Consider the following 15,372-nt stretch of genomic DNA (forward strand, 5'->3'; position numbering starts at 1 on the left):
GGACCAAGTCCGCAGACGACATCTTGGCGTCAATCCAGCGCTTCTGCCAAAGAACCGTCGACGTCCAGCAGAGATGTGAATAGAAACTTCGGAATCAGGACACTGGGACGTTCTATAGCCCTCGCCCACGCATGGTCCGTTAAGCCATTGGTATTATTAGACGTTGCTTGCCTGGCCACAATGCTCCGCTATCACACGCAAGCGTTCCTGAAGCCTCGGCACGACAAAGTCCAGAAAGGCGCGCAGCTTGAACGGCTGCTGCCGGTGCGCGGCATAGACGAGCTGTACCGGGATCGGTGGCGGCGCCCAATCGGTCAAGATCGGCAATAAAGTTCCGGAGCGCACGCCGTCTGCAGCTTGATAGGACAGCACACGCGCGATCCCGAGACCTGCTATGGCACCACCGATCACGCCGTCCGCCGTGTTGACCGAAAAGCGAGCGCCTATGGCGATTTGCTCGATACCGTTGGCGCCGCCGAACGGCCACTCGCGATGGCGCTGCAGCTCCTCGAAGGCGATGCAGTCATGGTCGGAAAGGTCGGCCGGCGTGCGCGGTTCGCCGCGCCGGGTGAGATAGTCCCGGCTGGCGCACACCATCCAGCGGATCTCGCCGACACGCCGCACCATCAGGGCGCTATCCGGCAGGTGTCCAATTCTCAGCGCGACGTCAATGTGGGATTCCACCAGATCGATCACCCAATCTGACAACACGAGCCGCACGGCAACATCGGGATAGGCAGCGAGGAAATTATGGACGATCGGAGCGACATTGAGCGTGCCAAACATGATTGGCGCCGTGACGAGCAACTCGCCACGCGGCGCGCGATATTCGCCAGATGCCGCCCGCTCGGCTTCGCTAAGCTCCTCGAGGATGCGCCGAGCCGAAGCAACGTAGGCCGTGCCGGCCTCGGTCAGCAGAAGATTGCGACTCGTGCGCACCACCAGTTGCGATCCCAGCAGCGCCTCAAGGTCGGAGACCCGGCGGCTGACGGTTGGCAAAGGGACGCCCAAGCTGCGCGAGGCGGCAGAAAGGCTGCCGCCGTCCACAGCGGCCAAAAGGGTACGCATCGCCTCGAATCGGTCCATCTGCCTCTCATATCGCGGAAGGCTGACTTCCAAGACTAGCGGCTACTGCGTTTTTACGAAAGGGATCACCCCTATTTCGAAGGTAGGTCACGACCGAATTGATCAGGAGTGAAAGTCGATGTCCCGCATTCCCATTCCCGCGACGGACAAGGAACCTAGTGCAGCCCAACCTTTGCTTGCGTCGGTCAAGAAGCAGCTAGGCACCGTCCCGAACCTGTTGCGTATCCTTGCGAACAGCCCCGCGTCGCTGGAAGCCTATATCGGCTTCTCCAGCGCGGTCGCTAAAGGCACCTTGGATGCAGGGACGCGTGAGCGCATCGCTTTGGCGGTGGCTGAAGTGAATGGTTGCGATTATTGCCTGTCCGCGCACACCTATCTCGCCCGCAACGTGGCGAGGCTCGACGATGCTGAGATCACCGCAAACCGGAGCGGCGCGTCGAACGACATGAAGGCGAACGCGGCCGTCCAATTTGCAGCGAAACTAGCGCACGAACGAGGCCGAGTGAGTGAGGCGGATATCGCAGCCGTCAAGCGTGCCGGTTACTCGGACGCTGAGCTCGTCGAGATCATCACCCATGTCGGGCTCAACTTTTTCACCAACACGGTCAACGTCGCGCTGGATACCGATATCGACTTTCCGCGCATAGGCGCGCGCAAGATCGGCTGATCCGTTCAGCAAATTGGCGCGCGTCGCGCCAGAAGGAGATCTGTTATGTCCGTTCGTTTCAACTCCGTCGATGTAGACGGCCTCAAAGTGTTTTATCGCGAGGCCGGCAACCGGGCTCGCCCGACCGTTCTGCTGCTCCACGGTTTTCCGAGCGCGAGCCACATGTTTCGTGACCTGATTCCTCAACTTGAAGACGACTATCATATCGTGGCGCCCGACCTGCCAGGCTTTGGCATGACCGAACAGCCTGCACGAGACAAGTTCACCTATACCTTCGAGAACCTCGTCGATGTGGTCGATCGCTTCACAGAAGTGCTCGACCTCAAAAGATTCGCGCTCTATGTCTTCGACTATGGCGCGCCGGTAGGCTTTCGCCTCGCCGTGAAGCATCCAGAGCGAATCACCGCGATCGTTACGCAGAATGGCAACACCTATCTTGAGGGTGTGTCGGAAGCGTTTGCTCCGGTGCAGGTCTACTGGAAGGAGCCGACCCAGACCAACCGCGACGCGCTCCGAGGCTTCCTGGCCCCGCAGACTACGTTGTTCCAATACACCCACGGCGTTGCCGACCCAAGCCTAGTGTCGCCTGACGGTCGGAATCTGGATGATTTTTATCTCGCGCGTCCGGGAAATGACGAGATTCAACTCGATCTATTGCTCGACTATCAGTCGAACGTGGCGCTGTACGGCATGATCCAGACGTATCTGCGCGAGCACAGCCCGCCCGTCCTGGCGGTATGGGGAAAGAACGATCCATTCTTTATTCCGGCGGGAGCCGAAGCCTTCAAACGCGACGTTCCCTCAGCCGATATCCGTTTCGTAGACAGCGGCCACTTCGCCCTGGAGACCCATGCCCTCGAGATCGGCGCGGCGATGCGCGAGTTTCTTGGCGAGCATGTCGGCTGATCGATTGCCGCCGGCCCGTCGCCCCAAATCGACGACGCGCGGCGTCCAAACAAATAAACAAAGGGCGTTGTGCACCTGTGGTGTCCGTCTCATGGAGACGAAGAATGACGAAGCCTGCCGAAATCATCCGTAGCTTCTACGACAAGCTGAAGGCCGGAGACGCTCCCGGCGCACTAGGCCTGATGGCCCACGACATCGAATGGATCACCATGTGGCACTACAAGGTGGTCGGCCGTGGCCCGGAACGTGTCGCTGAGGGCTTATTCAAGCCATTGATGGAGGAGTGGTCAAGCTTCGCGCTCGACCCCAGCGAGTTCATCACGGACGGGGACACCGTGGTGTCACTCGGCCGCTTTACTGGGGTGCATGGGGTAACCGGCAAAAGGGCCGAAGCTGGTTACGCGCATGTCTGGACGGTGAACGAGGGCAAGATTGCGCGCTTTCGCCAATACATCGATACGCTGGCGATTGCCGAGGCCCGTCGACCATGAGCCAGCCACCACTTCCTCCGTTCAGCGAAGAGAGCGCCATGCAGAAGGTCCGCGCGGCGGAAGACTCATGGAATAGCGGGACTCGGCGCGCTTCGTGCTGGCCTATACTCTCTACAGCCGCTGGCTTAACCGCGCCGACTTCCCAAGTGGTCGTGCCGAAATCGGGGCGTTCCTGACACGCAAATGGACGCGCGAACTCGACTACAGGCTGATCAAGGAGCTCTGGACCTTCGCTCGCGACCGCATCGCCGTGCGCTTGCGCCTACGAGTTCCACGATGACAACGGGCAGTGGTTCCGCGACTATGGCAACGAGAACTGGCACTTCGACGCCGTAGGGCTGCTGCGCGCCTGGCTCAGGCGCATGGTCGCGTTCAAACCGCCAAGCCTGGAGCGGCATAATAGAAGCACCCATTTTGCTTGCGGCCGCTACGGCCGCGACTCTCGCCACTAGGCAGGTCGCGAGAGTGACACCTGTGCACTCCACGTCGGCGACCACGACCTACCGCCGTGTTCCGGTAGACTGCCTAGGAATCTTCTACCGCGAAGCCGGACCGAAGGATGCGCCGACCATCGTACTGCTCCATGGCTTACCATCTTCGTCGCGCGAGTTCGATACGCTCATTCCTCTGCTCGCCACACGCTATCATCTGATAGCACAGGATTTTCCCGGCTTCGGCCAAAGTGATGCGCCCTCGCCGTCGACTTATACCTATACGTTCGACCATCCTGCGAAGACGATCGATGACTTGCTGGTTCTTTTGAAGGTCAACCGTTACACGCTTCATCTTCATGATTACGGTGCGCCGGTTGGCTTTCGCATCATCCTGATGCGCCCGGAGCGGCTTCACGCGCTCATCGTTCAGAACGGCAATCTATAAAGATGGCTTGGGCTCCAAGTGGGCCAAGATTGCCGAATACTGGGCCAACTCAAAGGCCCATCCAGAGGCCGTCGCCGCATTCCTATCATTCGATGCGACCGAACAGCGTCATACCGCCGGTACATCGCACCCCGATAGCTGGACCGATGAATACGTTCATCTCTCAAAGCCTGGACAGCGGGAGATTCAGGCGGACCTGCTCTACGACTACCGGACCAATGTCGCGGCTTATCCGAAGTGGCAGGCCTGGCTGCGCGATCACAGACCGCCCACGCTGGTCGCGTGGGGTGCAAACGATCCATCGTTCGCGGCACCAGGTGCGGAGGCGTTAAAACGCGATCTGCCCGATGCCGAGATCCACCTGTTGGATGCGGGCCAATTTGCGCTCGACGAGAAGACCGATGAGATCGCACGTCTGATCCTCGACTTCATGGCGCGTCAGCCTCGCTGACTAGAATAGGAGTCGGAGGTTCCTGGCCAACTGCGCAAACAGATCGGGCGAAGGTCGATCAGGATCGGGTGGTGTGACGCATAGAGTTTCATCAAGCTCGATACCTGCTTGCGCTTGCTAAGTCGCTTAATTGTTACGATTCAGCAGCCCGCGACCGTTGTCAAGGAGACCAGGCTGAGTGGCGTCACTCGGACTCCCATTCCACCCAGGTTTGGGGAATGTCGCGATCGTTGGCCTCCTGCACAATGTTGGGATCTATAATCTTATCTTTGTCCTGAGCCTCGCGGTCCCGCAATTGCGGGCGATGACGCCCGTTGCATGGTCGAGCGCACCCTAGCTGCCGCGGACTCGATTCCATACGCGCGAACTCCAACGAAAGGCATAGCACCGCTCAAAATCACATTTGATCCGAGCGAGTCTGCAATTGTGTCGGTCCATCCACTCTCCGAAGTTGAGGCTGCCGCCTTCGACCGCGGCCACAAGTGTACGCATCGCTTCGAACAGATTTATCTTGCCTCTCATCGCGCGGAAGGCTGACTTCCAAGATTAGCAGCTACTGCTGTTTGCAGAAAGGAATACGCCTTCGCCTTAGGGTCGACCGCGGCCCAGTTCGACCCGGACCGGAAGCCGATGTTCCGCATTCCAATTCCCGCGACGGAGCAGGCGCCTAGTGCGGCCCAACCGTTGCTTGCGTTGGCAAAGAAGCGCCGCGGCACCGTCCCAAACCGTCTCGACATGAGGCGTCGTCTCGACACGAGGTCGTGCGTAACGAATGATCGGAGCATTAAATGACGGATAAGCTGTATTCGCGCCAGGGCCGCACCGCCGCACTTTGCCTGGCTGGAATGATTGTCCTTCCGACCCTCGCGGCGGCAGCGGTCATCAATCGCGGCCAGGAGGGCGCGCCGCTCTCGGAAATCCGGCCAGCGCCGAAGTCTATCTATCCGGACGAAAAGATGATTACCGCGCAGCCGTCCCCCTCTGAGGTGAACTCCTCATTTCTCGGCCCGGTACTTCTTATGAAGTCCGCAGTCGTCGACCTCGAGGCGGGAACCGCGACGGTACCGCTCCACAATGGAAAGCTGGCATCGGGGGAAACAGTCTGGTCCATCCTGACGGACGTGACCGACGATAACATTGCGAAGCTCAATGGCGTACCTTTCTCAGCCAAACTTGCATACGCGGACGTGGGCAGGGCGACCCGAAAAGGCCATGTAGAACAGGACGGCACGATCGTCTTCAATTCCGGCAAGGTGGATTTCTCGCCCGTCCGCAGCGTGACTCCGGGCTCGGCACCGAACTTCTTCCCCCCGAAGGCCGCACAGCCTGGCTCGGTTGGCGACGCGAATTACTCGCCGTTGGTGAAACTCGACAACGATAACGGCGTGATCTTCAACATGCCGATGGTCGCCTTCAACGTTCCGGCGGACGAACTGAACAAGATGTGCGACGGCAATGTCGACTATTCGAAGGTAGAAGACAAGGTCGTCCGGATCTGCCCCCGCGACGGAACCGTGACCCTGAAGCTGACCCTCGGCTACACCTTTGGCAAGCCGATCTTCTATCTTTCGACCGAAGCCAATGACGAGGCAGTGGCGGCGCTGGAGGGAGCAACCTACACGCCAGCCTTGAAGGACATCCCCTTCAGCCTTGAAGATGCTTCCCTCGGGGAAGTGGCGGAGCGCCTCTATACTTTCGTGAATGGTCCGACCGGAATCGACAATCCGTTTCGCCAGGGTCTGGACAGCGCTCTTTCGGACAAGGGCTCCCATGGGCCGTTGAACGTTCTCGGTGGCATCCCCACGATCAACCTCGATTATAGCCCCTTGTGGCGGCTGTTTCCGGTGAAATGGACTGCTGACGCCATTGAGAAAGGATACCGGACCAAAATGACCGACGCGATCGTGATCGAGGACGCCGGGGAACGCGGCATCATCGAGAGTATCGCAGGGGGCAAGCCTAAGCCGGTCGGGTTCATCGTCAATTGCCCCGTCGTCTACCGCATCAACTGAGCCGACAAGCGAGTCGAGTGCCGGGCCGGAGGCCCGGCACTTTCTCCCTCTCTACACGGAACTAAAAATATGATCAGGCTTCTTATTACTTCCGCACTCGTCACGTGCGCTGTTACAATCGTCCCCTCGGTCGGTGAGGCAAGACAAGCTACACAGATCATGGCGGGCGACCCTTCCGGCCCTAACGTTGTTTTTTCCTTTGATCTGGACGGCCGTACCAAGGGGCTTCGCATCGAAACGCATCTGGTCGGAAATCCGGACGCGAAACTCTCCATTTGGGTCGATCACAGCAAACACAAGCTTTTTTCGCGCGTCCTGACGACGAACGACTGCAAGTATGGAGACGATGGCGCAAAATGTCGGTTCGTGGTCGACCGAAAGGACCCTGAATACTGGCGATTTGTTGTTGCTTTCAAACGTGGGAAGAACGCTCACATCGAAGTCGAAAACGCGGGGGTGATGCAGATGGGCAATGATATTTCGCTGGTCGGCTTTGCGCGGAAGCTCGGATCGCAACCATAGCCTTCTGACGTCGGGTCGCTGTCGCTGGCCGCCCTGACCTCCTCGAGACCTATCGACCGTGATGAATCGCAGGATCTCGCATTATTGTCCGTGTCGCCACCGAGCCGCATTCGCGACCTTGAGTTCGAGCGTCCGCCCGCAGCTCGCCAACGAACTTGAGCCGAGCCCTCCCATTTTGCGGAAGGCAGTCTACCAGTCTTAGCGGCTTACGTCGCCGCAGCGAAAAAGAATAGTTAGGCGGTGTGAGCCTACCCTTAGTGGCAGGCTTGTAATCTGAAGATAGGATAGCTGCGATGAGAACATCCCTTGAGATCGTGAAGGAGCTTTATGCGAAACTGACCGATGGCGATGCAGGCGGCGCTCTCGCTCTGATGTCCGAGGACATCGAGTGGATTACCATGATGGACTATAAGGTCGACGGCCGCGGCCCGCAGAAGGTTCTTGAGGGCATACTTGTGCCCGCAATGCAGGACTGGGAGCCGTACACACTGACGCCGCACGAATTCATCTGCGATGGCGGCAAGGTAGTGTCGGTGGGGCGGTTCAAAGGGACAAATAGAATGTCCGGAAAGCATGTAGAGGTCGACTACTCTCACATATGGGAGGTAAAGGATGGTAAGATCGTGCGGCACCGCCAGTTCATCGACACCGGCAAGATCGAGACTGCTCGCCATCCTGGTTAAAACTGCCACGTCATGTCGGGACACCAACGCATGGTGTCAGCGCGTGCGGTCCGGTGTCCCAGCGAGATTCAGCTAAGATGGGTGAGGCTTGCGCAACAAAGGGCGAACCTTACGGGCACCTTGAAAAGGTGAGAAGTTCTCAAGCAAACAGGCGAACCGCTCTGGCTCGTTTTGCCAGGTTCGGCAGACAAATTCGTATGGTGTGAGACCGTTGAGCGTCTTCAGTCGGCGGCCGAAGTTGTAGGCGCTGACGAACTGCTCGAGATGGCGACGAAGCTGCTCGTGGTCGTCGTAATGGTACCGCTGGACGGTCGCTTCCTTGATGGTCCGGTTCATCCTCTCGACCTGACCATTGGTCCAGGGATGATTGATTTTGGTGAAGCGATGCTCGATGTCGTTCTCGCGGCACCGCACCTCGAACATGTGGGTGATGAACCGCGCTGTTGGTCCATTGGCATAGCGTTTTGGAAGCCGGAACTGGATGCCGTTGTCGGTCAGCACCGTGTGGATGCGATAGGGCACGGCCTTGATCAGTGCGACCAGGAAAGCCGACGCCGTGACGCGATTGGCTTTCTCCACCAGCTGCGCGAAAGCGAACTTGCTGGTGCGGTCGATGGCAACGAAGAGATACAGCTTGCCTTCCGCGGTCTGCACCTCTGCGATATCGACGTGAAAGAAGCCGATCGGATAGGCTTTGAACTTCTTCTTCGGCGCCTTGTCGCCCTCGACGTCCGGCAGACGCCCGATGCCGTGACGAGCGAGGCAGCGGTGCAGCGACGAGCGCGTGAGATGCGGGATGGTGGCCTGCAGTGCGTAGAGGCAATCATCGAGCGGGAGCAGTGTGTGCCTGCGAAACGCGACGACGATAGCCTCACCGGTGACCGAGAGGCTGGTGAACGCGGCTCCCGCGGCCCCGTCGGCAGGTCAGCGACAGAGGTTCGGCGCTTCCACTTGGCAACCGTCGTCTGGTTGATGCCATAGCGCTTAGCGAGCGCCCTCAGGCTCGCTTGACTGTGCTGTATCGCGCGACGGACCGCCGCAGTCGTGGTGGCGCTCCCATGGAGAACCTGGCCCATAGCGCTTCCTTCCACTCACGGGTAAAGAATGCACCATCAAAACCCGGGACGATACAGCTAATGCCACAACAACATTCAGGAAGCTATAAAGTTCGGAGCCTGCTATGCAGAAATGGTCTTCCGTTCGACACCGATGCGGTGCTGATCACCTCAAAGCACAACGCCCAATACATGCTCAGCGGCTATCGCTTCTTCTTTGGTTCTGGATGCCCCAACTCCATTTCGCGAACATGCCGGTCGAGCAATACGCCGCAACCGCCGTCAACCATCCGAAACGTCTGGGCCGATCCGTTCGACGTGTAGGCGTCGAAATGGACTTCCTGCCCCACAGCGCCTTCGCCACGTTGAGAGACGGCCTGCCCGGGACGCAAATCGTCAACACATGTGCTAGGCCTGGGCAAGATTGCAATCGTACTCCCTCCGTCGTAACCAGGCCTGGCGCTCAATGCCGGCAATCAGGTAATGTGTAATCCGCTGTATCCGTTCGGACCCGAGATCTGGATAGCTGACGGTCCGGCGGTGTCGTTCTATGGTTTTCCCTATTCAACACGGATGTCAATGATCCGGTTACGCGACGGCAGCCTGTTCGTTTGGTCGCCTGTTGCGCTGACGAACTCACTTCGCTCTGCAGTGGACGCGCTCGGCCCGGTGCGCCACCTCGTTTCGCCCAATGCGCTCCACCATCTTTCTCTCGGGGAGTGGAAATCTGCCTATCCGGCAGCGCGCCTCTACGCTTCGCCACGGCTGCGCCGCAAGCGGAAGGACCTTGCTTTCGATGCCGATCTTGGCGATGCGCCCGCGCCCGAATGGGCGGACGACATCGACCAGGTGGTCCTGCGGGGGAGCCTCGCGCTCACCGAGGTCGTGTTCTTCCACCGCGGCAGCCACACAGTCCTATTCGCCGACCTGATCCAGAATTTTCCGCGCGGCCGGTTTAGGGGATGGCGTGGCATCGCAGCCCGTCTCGGCGGGATCGGCGCCCCCAATCCCGGCGCCCCTCGGGATTTGCGCACGAGTTTCCTCGACCGTCCGGCGGCGCGGGCGGCACTTCGGCGGGTTTTCGCTTGGCCGATTGAGCGAGTGCTGATCGCTCACGGCGATCTGCCGATCGCCGATGATGAGGCATTTGTGCGCCGCGCCTTCGCCTGGCTTCTTTAGCCTTCTAGGGTTGCCGACCAGCAAGGCGCGTGGGGTCCGGAAGCTTGGCTTGAGGGACCACCTACAGGAGAGACCGTTATCGGATAGCCCGACCGAGCGTCGGCCGGCACACCCGGAACTCCGAATCATTCGGCTCGAACTTGGCGCGTCTCAGATTCAATATAGAATCTGTTGCCCGGCGAGGTTGAGACGCACGCAAATCCAGTGGTCACGCCGCGGAACGGGAAAGATTCTGTGGCAATCGGCCGACGCCGAGGCGCGCAATTCATCTGCTATCTCAGCGAGCGCGGTATACATGCCGCGCTCACCCTTGCGCAGACCGTCAAGCACTGCTGCGCGCGAAGGTTGTCTTGCCAGTGCCTTGCATAACTAGCATCTCTCACGACCCTAATCTCATGTGAAAATCGCTGATTGCCGGCTCCATTGCCTTCCCTGTTTATCATGAGCAATATCCGGCTGCAGGAGGAGTAGGCGAGCGGGATGGACAAAATAAAATTGCCACGTTATTATTGCCACACGTCCGAGTGCTCAGGCAGCTCGTCGGTAACGCCAATTATCTCAAATGGGTAGTCTTTCTCGTGATAGGGGGTCTGTTAACCTTGTTTAGTACTTTACGGATGTCGTGTAGGACATGCCTAGGCGCGGCCAGGACAATAGCCTGAACTTCAGATTCCGGCGTACGGTTCAGATAATCCGCAACGACGCGTACGAACTCGTGTTTGATCTCGGCCTTAGGATCGGCGTGAGGCGCTTTTAGCTGATGCTCGCCTTTTGAGGCATCGCCGTCGACGGAACCGGCGCCCTCTGCATTGAAGGTTTGGATCGTGTGAAATTGGTCATCGTGTCGGGTAAGGATACGCGCCTTGCCGCCATCGGCAACGACGTACCACGTCTTATCATGTGTGCTCATGGTCGACGCTCACCTGATATTGGAATAAGCAGAAAACAATGTTCCGGCATAAGCCCGCCACCACTAGCGCGCATGTGAGCGACCGAGCTCGCAAGGAGATCGCACAGCCCGAATGGGCAAAGGCAAGCTCGACATCCGAAAACTAGCCGTGGCACTGAACGGAGAGTGAGGACCCCTCCAGGTATGATTAGGATCTTGTGGTCGCGCGCGGCTTCTTATCTTTCGTCGGCATCGTAGAGGCGGACTTTTCGTCATCAGGATTGATTGGTGCAGGAGGCATTCCGCCCATTGGCTCGGGACTCTCAATGTATTCGAAATCGGGTTCTTCATTCCAAGGACCGCGAGCATCATCGCCCTGTGACAAGTTAAAGACTAGCTTGACCGTATCGTCAGGCGGGACATTTCCGAAAAACGGATCGTCCAACTTACCCATCTGGTCGAGTGCCTTCATGAACATCTTGGCATGGGTAATCTCACGGGTGAGCAAGTGAACGAGTGTCTTTTTTGTGCCCTCATCGTCGCACGCCTTGATGAGAGCCTCGTATGTCTGACGAGCACCTGCTTCAGCTGAAATGTTTGCTCGAAGGTCACGAACCACGTTCCCCCCTTCCTGAATGTAAGCAGCCGTCCAGCAACTGCCTTGGCTGTCGAGAAAGTGAGGTCCGCCACCTTTCAATTTAAACAGAGGCGCATCGTGCACAGGTGTCTGGTCGATTTTGCTCGTATGCTGAGCAATCAGCTTCCCGACCATCTCGAGATGACTGAACTCCTCGATTGCGATATCTTGCAGCATATCGCGGATCGCCGCATTTTCCACGTGGAACGATTGCACCCAGTACTGGAGAGCCGCCGTCAGCTCCCCGGTCGCGCCGCCAAACTGCTCTAGCAAGTATGTGCCGAACTTCGCATCAGGCGTACCCACGTCTACGGCGTGAATAAGTTCTTTGCGATGAAGAAACATGATATCTCCTTTTTAGGATTATGCCGCCTGAGGTTCGAATCCTCAGAATTTATCGAGGCGGAGCAATTTATCTCCCAGCATCAGGAATCATAAAGAATCTTGCCTCGGTCGGAAATGAGAGGCTAGTACACATACTAGGTAGGACCATCACGAGATCATGAGGTCGACCTTCGAAGGAAAGCAGACCTCGCGTCTGCGAAATCGGCCTCATCGACACTTACGGTTCATTTGCTTTGAAAGTTCTCGACCAAATCCTGCGCTGACCGGAAGTCTTGGCTCGCGGGCTCGCCACCGTAGTGCGCAGCTAAACTTCGAGTTCAGGTATCATCTCCCGGATGATCCTCTTCGAGCAGTCGGCTCGCTGCCTAGCCACCTATGCAGCCAGTCCCAAGCTCCTGCGGTTTACGCGCGCGGAAGAGGGCTGGATTCAGGCGGCCTAGGAGCACCTTCCTGGTTGTCGCACCGCTGAATACTGCCCGGGAAATCAGAGCAGCCCTCTTCAGCGACATTCCATATAAACCGCCGCGCTCCTCGACCATGTTGACGGTCCACAACGGCATTGATGCCCTCTACCTTACCATCCCGCCCGAAGCGGAAATTGACGACTCCGACGCCGCCGCGCTGCCTTAAGGCATAATTGCTAACAAAATGGAGGACGCCACCGTCATCAGGCAATCCAGGGGCGTTCATAGCCTCCACCACCTGCACCAAGCTTGCGCCCTCCAGGCCGACCAGAAGTTGTCCTGTCAGCTTTGCGCAGGAGATGTCCGGTCTGCCCGGTTCATCCACACCGTCTCCCCAGCAGGCTGAGTTGTTGGCGTGGGCCCGGCTGCTTAGCGTAGCCACCAGCGCGACTCCAAGCCAACAACGCATACGCTACTCCAGCTCCGGCTTCGGAATGTTGATGTCATCCTTCCGCGCCAGGAATTGTCCCCAGCAGCAAACGCCAGTCACGACGCTAGTTCTCCGACGAGCAAATTGAAAGACCCGCCGCACTCACTCGTTGGATGCACGACACGTTCGATGAAACCATGAAGATGGCTACCGTAATCCGCGATGCCAGCTTGGGGTTATCCTGCGAGGACGACGCGAGGTGCCACCGCCGTATTCTACTACACAAGCAAATAGCCGATGCACGATCGTCGGCGGCCCGAAACCCCATTGCGCTGAGACGAATAAGGAACTTCTGCGCCAATCCGCGCCGGTCCGGCAATCTGGACCGGCTGGCCAGAAGGCCGGGCAAAGGTCGGCACGGACGGGGATGCAGCCCCGCCCGTGCCTGACCCGCAGCATGAGGGACTGAAGCCCATGCCGAGAGCTACGAACATAACTACCACAATGTGAGGCGGCACGGGCGCGGCTGCCTTCTTCCTCATGAAGAGCGGTTTTCGCCGGATGCTTTGCCGATGATCGCTCGCCGGCCCAAACCTCGCCTTGCGTGGGCCTTCAGGTGGCGTCTAGCGGCCACGCGCAACTGGAAGGACGAGGATCATCATCGTGAAGGGTTGGGCGCCTGCCGTGCTCAGCGACACAGGATTGCCTGTCCAGAAGGCCGCCGGGTTGGAGCGTCACGTTCGCCGCCATCTACGGAAAACACCATCACTGCCCAGCTGCCTTTGCCCTATGTGGCCATAGATTACCCGCGCAGCCCGACGTGCTCCTGCCTCAAGTTTCGGGGGGACTCACGAGGGGTGGGCTATATTTCCCGTCAGCGTCAACATAACGCTCGTCGACCTCTTCCTCAGTCTCCAAAACGGCCTCGGCGTTGAGGCGTATGATCGCATCAGCCGTAAATTTGGCGAGAACCCGTACATTCTCGCCCGCCAGCGGATCTCCCTTGGTAAAGTTATAGACTTTGACCATAAAGCCTCCATTTGGTAACTGGCGTAATACCCTACTGCTCCCTGTTACGCTGCCGGAGCCGGCACCGATCGAGCCTGCTGCGGCTTAGTTGAAAGTGCTCGATTGACGCGGCGATTTGGATCCCTCCGGCCCCAGGGCAAGCCACCGGAGCGGGGCAGCTCCATCTATGAGACGTGGCACAGGTGCTGGCAGCCATAAGCGAAACGGACGCCGCGCGAGCCAATCCGACCCTTCGCTTCACAGTGATTGTGGCGCCGAACGGGCTGAGAATGAAGCTCAGCCTTGATGTAGCCAGGGGGGGTCATGTGCGCCACCTTTCCGATGCTGCTGCTGTGGCAGAAAGCCGATTGGCCGGATGGTGCCTCCGTCGCGGGCTCGGTCACCAACACCAGAGTGTCCTGCTTATAATGCCGCTGAGACACGGTAACCGCGGCTCGGACCCCCTCCGCCAGCAACCATAATCGTCGGTTCACAGCAATGCAGTCGTCGCCACGGAAACGCAGCCAGAAGACCCGATCCACGAAGTCCGGGCGGCTCACCAAAGCCTCCGAATCTGCGTCGCCGATTGTAGCGTAATTTCCGGATGGACTGCGCATCACACTAACTCAAGGTCGGGCCGACGCGTCGAACGGTCTCGGCCCGCGACCGCAAGCCCCGCGGTGCCCGCTCAGACGCCGAGACGCTTGGCGATTTGATGCACGCCAGCAACCAGGCCGAGGCCACCGACAGCGGCGATTGCGAAGAACGCCGTGCGGTGCCACCCAGACATCACGGCGTTTGTGGGTCGCCGCGAAAAAGATGGCGCGGGCCGGCACCTCGGGCTGATAGATGGGCGCGACCGGCTGCGCCCGCTTACCCATCTTGTTTAGCGCCCAATCGAATTGCGGAGTGTTGACAGCCGGGAGGTCAACCATGGCAATATGTATCGCTAGCTTGTCATGGATGATCTCTGATCTCAGGCTGTCGGTGAAGCCGCGAATCGCCGCCTTGGCACCGCAGTAGACCGACTGCAGCGGCACGGAGCGGTAGGCCAGCGCCGATCCAACATTCACGATGGTGCCCCGGTTGCGCGTCCGCATACGCGAGAGCGCCGCCATCATACCATGGACTTGGCCCAGATAGGTAACACGTGTGGCGCGCTCGATCTCCTTGGCCGACAATTTACTGACCGGTGCGAAGACTGTCGCCATGGCAATATTCACCCAGACGTCGATCGGGCCAAGCTGCTGTTCCACCTTGTCGGCAGCCGCCTCCACGGCCTCAGAATCAGCCATATCGGTCGGGATCGGAAGCACACGAACACCATGGCGACCCAGTTCGGTAGCCGCGGCCTGGAGACGATCCGGATCGCGCGACAGTAGCGCGACATCGAAACCTCGACGCGCGAACTCCTCTGCCGTCGCACGTCCCACTCCGGCGCCCGCCCCTGTCACGACTGCGATTTTTGGCATGACATCCTCACTTGAACCGTCGATAAGCGGCTACCAATCATTCGCCTCCCAGTCATATCACGATGGCGTATAGACACATTACGGGAGTCCAGGTCGCGAGCTTCGACGAACATCATCTTGCCTGAGCGACACTCTTAACAGATTGCTGAATTCAATCGTCTTGCAAAATGCCGCGATGCTCTGATCTCTGAAGGTTAGTTCGGCTTCTCGTGATAAGCTTGATGTATTACCGGCAATATCAATTGCCATGCGTTGG

At 58.7% G+C, this 15,372-nt stretch carries 14 protein-coding genes and 3 pseudogenes; 11 read left to right on the forward strand and 6 right to left on the reverse strand.

The features are described from left to right. Positions 1-156: 156 nt before the first annotated feature. Complete coding sequence (locus tag GSQ92_RS29190; RefSeq protein WP_159014849.1) at positions 157-1,086, reverse strand: LysR family transcriptional regulator; 930 nt, start codon at positions 1,084-1,086, stop codon at positions 157-159. Positions 1,087-1,204: 118 nt separating this feature from the next. Here GSQ92_RS29190 and GSQ92_RS29195 point away from each other — a divergent pair, with 118 nt between their 5' ends. The 10 genes and pseudogenes from GSQ92_RS29195 to GSQ92_RS29230 all read left to right on the forward strand — a co-directional run bounded on the left by GSQ92_RS29195 (position 1,205) and on the right by GSQ92_RS29230 (position 7,697). Beyond that, on the forward strand, positions 1,205-1,753 hold the full coding sequence (locus tag GSQ92_RS29195; protein WP_159014850.1) for a carboxymuconolactone decarboxylase family protein: 549 nt from the start codon (positions 1,205-1,207) through the stop codon (positions 1,751-1,753). 45 nt (positions 1,754-1,798) lie between these two features. After that, a complete protein-coding gene (locus tag GSQ92_RS29200) occupies positions 1,799-2,659 on the forward strand; it encodes an alpha/beta fold hydrolase (RefSeq protein ID WP_159014851.1) in 861 nt (286 codons plus the stop codon). Positions 2,660-2,763: 104 nt separating this feature from the next. Then, positions 2,764-3,150 (forward strand): nuclear transport factor 2 family protein, encoded by a 387-nt coding sequence (locus GSQ92_RS29205; RefSeq protein WP_159014852.1) that lies wholly within the window; start codon positions 2,764-2,766, stop codon positions 3,148-3,150. Between the two features lie 38 nt (positions 3,151-3,188). Then, positions 3,189-3,430: pseudogene (locus GSQ92_RS32075) on the forward strand (DUF1348 family protein). Positions 3,431-3,452: 22 nt separating this feature from the next. After that, positions 3,453-3,602, forward strand: a pseudogene (locus tag GSQ92_RS32080) (hypothetical protein); the annotation flags it as partial. A gap of 13 nt (positions 3,603-3,615) precedes the next feature. Next, positions 3,616-4,029: an alpha/beta fold hydrolase gene (locus GSQ92_RS30670; protein ID WP_216857034.1), complete on the forward strand. Its 414-nt coding sequence runs from the start codon at positions 3,616-3,618 to the stop codon at positions 4,027-4,029. Between the two features lie 7 nt (positions 4,030-4,036). After that, entirely contained in the window at positions 4,037-4,480 is a 444-nt protein-coding gene (locus tag GSQ92_RS30675; protein ID WP_216857035.1) for an alpha/beta fold hydrolase, read from the forward strand. Between the two features lie 956 nt (positions 4,481-5,436). After that, positions 5,437-6,492, forward strand: a complete 1,056-nt coding sequence (locus tag GSQ92_RS29220) for a hypothetical protein (RefSeq protein WP_159014853.1) — start codon at positions 5,437-5,439, stop codon at positions 6,490-6,492. Between the two features lie 69 nt (positions 6,493-6,561). After that, positions 6,562-7,014, forward strand: coding sequence for a hypothetical protein (locus GSQ92_RS29225; RefSeq protein WP_159014854.1), 453 nt, complete (start codon positions 6,562-6,564; stop codon positions 7,012-7,014). 293 nt (positions 7,015-7,307) lie between these two features. Further along, on the forward strand, positions 7,308-7,697 hold the full coding sequence (locus GSQ92_RS29230) for a nuclear transport factor 2 family protein (protein ID WP_159014855.1): 390 nt from the start codon (positions 7,308-7,310) through the stop codon (positions 7,695-7,697). Positions 7,698-7,769: 72 nt separating this feature from the next. Here the strand turns inward: GSQ92_RS29230 and GSQ92_RS29235 are convergent. After that, positions 7,770-8,773 (reverse strand): annotated as a pseudogene (locus GSQ92_RS29235) (IS481 family transposase). A 552-nt stretch (positions 8,774-9,325) separates the two neighbouring features. Here GSQ92_RS29235 and GSQ92_RS29240 point away from each other — a divergent pair. Beyond that, entirely contained in the window at positions 9,326-9,931 is a 606-nt protein-coding gene (locus GSQ92_RS29240) for a DUF4336 domain-containing protein (RefSeq protein WP_371418622.1), read from the forward strand. Positions 9,932-10,484: 553 nt separating this feature from the next. Here GSQ92_RS29240 and GSQ92_RS29245 read toward each other — a convergent pair. The 4 genes from GSQ92_RS29245 to GSQ92_RS29260 all read right to left on the reverse strand — a co-directional run bounded on the left by GSQ92_RS29245 (position 10,485) and on the right by GSQ92_RS29260 (position 15,116). Next, positions 10,485-10,841 carry a host attachment protein gene (locus tag GSQ92_RS29245; RefSeq protein ID WP_159014857.1) on the reverse strand — a complete coding sequence of 119 codons (357 nt, stop codon included), beginning with the start codon at positions 10,839-10,841 and terminating at the stop codon, positions 10,485-10,487. Positions 10,842-11,028: 187 nt separating this feature from the next. Further along, the gene (locus GSQ92_RS29250; protein WP_159014858.1) at positions 11,029-11,802 is read right to left on the reverse strand and encodes a manganese catalase family protein; all 774 of its coding nucleotides are present in this window, start codon (positions 11,800-11,802) and stop codon (positions 11,029-11,031) included. A 1,665-nt stretch (positions 11,803-13,467) separates the two neighbouring features. Next, positions 13,468-13,665: a hypothetical protein gene (locus tag GSQ92_RS29255; RefSeq protein WP_158803274.1), complete on the reverse strand. Its 198-nt coding sequence runs from the start codon at positions 13,663-13,665 to the stop codon at positions 13,468-13,470. 605 nt (positions 13,666-14,270) lie between these two features. Next, the gene (locus GSQ92_RS29260; RefSeq protein WP_159014859.1) at positions 14,271-15,116 is read right to left on the reverse strand and encodes an SDR family oxidoreductase; all 846 of its coding nucleotides are present in this window, start codon (positions 15,114-15,116) and stop codon (positions 14,271-14,273) included. Positions 15,117-15,372: the final 256 nt, after the last annotated feature.

Source organism: Acidisoma sp. S159 (assembly GCF_009766125.1).
GTDB lineage: Bacteria > Pseudomonadota > Alphaproteobacteria > Acetobacterales > Acetobacteraceae > Acidisoma.

What these genes read in the sequence shown, in the direction of transcription:
- GSQ92_RS29260 (WP_159014859.1), bottom strand. Translation starts at nt 15,116, where the DNA reads ATGCCAAAAATCGCAGTCGTGACAGGGGCGGGCGCCGGAGTGGGACGT.
- GSQ92_RS29225 (WP_159014854.1), top strand. Translation starts at nt 6,562, where the DNA reads ATGATCAGGCTTCTTATTACTTCCGCACTCGTCACGTGCGCTGTTACA.
- GSQ92_RS29220 (WP_159014853.1), top strand. Translation starts at nt 5,437, where the DNA reads ATGATTACCGCGCAGCCGTCCCCCTCTGAGGTGAACTCCTCATTTCTC.
- GSQ92_RS29255 (WP_158803274.1), bottom strand. Translation starts at nt 13,665, where the DNA reads ATGGTCAAAGTCTATAACTTTACCAAGGGAGATCCGCTGGCGGGCGAG.
- GSQ92_RS29230 (WP_159014855.1), top strand. Translation starts at nt 7,308, where the DNA reads ATGAGAACATCCCTTGAGATCGTGAAGGAGCTTTATGCGAAACTGACC.
- GSQ92_RS29205 (WP_159014852.1), top strand. Translation starts at nt 2,764, where the DNA reads ATGACGAAGCCTGCCGAAATCATCCGTAGCTTCTACGACAAGCTGAAG.
- GSQ92_RS29200 (WP_159014851.1), top strand. Translation starts at nt 1,799, where the DNA reads ATGTCCGTTCGTTTCAACTCCGTCGATGTAGACGGCCTCAAAGTGTTT.
- GSQ92_RS29250 (WP_159014858.1), bottom strand. Translation starts at nt 11,802, where the DNA reads ATGTTTCTTCATCGCAAAGAACTTATTCACGCCGTAGACGTGGGTACG.
- GSQ92_RS29195 (WP_159014850.1), top strand. Translation starts at nt 1,205, where the DNA reads ATGTCCCGCATTCCCATTCCCGCGACGGACAAGGAACCTAGTGCAGCC.
- GSQ92_RS29190 (WP_159014849.1), bottom strand. Translation starts at nt 1,086, where the DNA reads ATGGACCGATTCGAGGCGATGCGTACCCTTTTGGCCGCTGTGGACGGC.
- GSQ92_RS29240 (WP_371418622.1), top strand. Translation starts at nt 9,326, where the DNA reads ATGTCAATGATCCGGTTACGCGACGGCAGCCTGTTCGTTTGGTCGCCT.
- GSQ92_RS29245 (WP_159014857.1), bottom strand. Translation starts at nt 10,841, where the DNA reads ATGAGCACACATGATAAGACGTGGTACGTCGTTGCCGATGGCGGCAAG.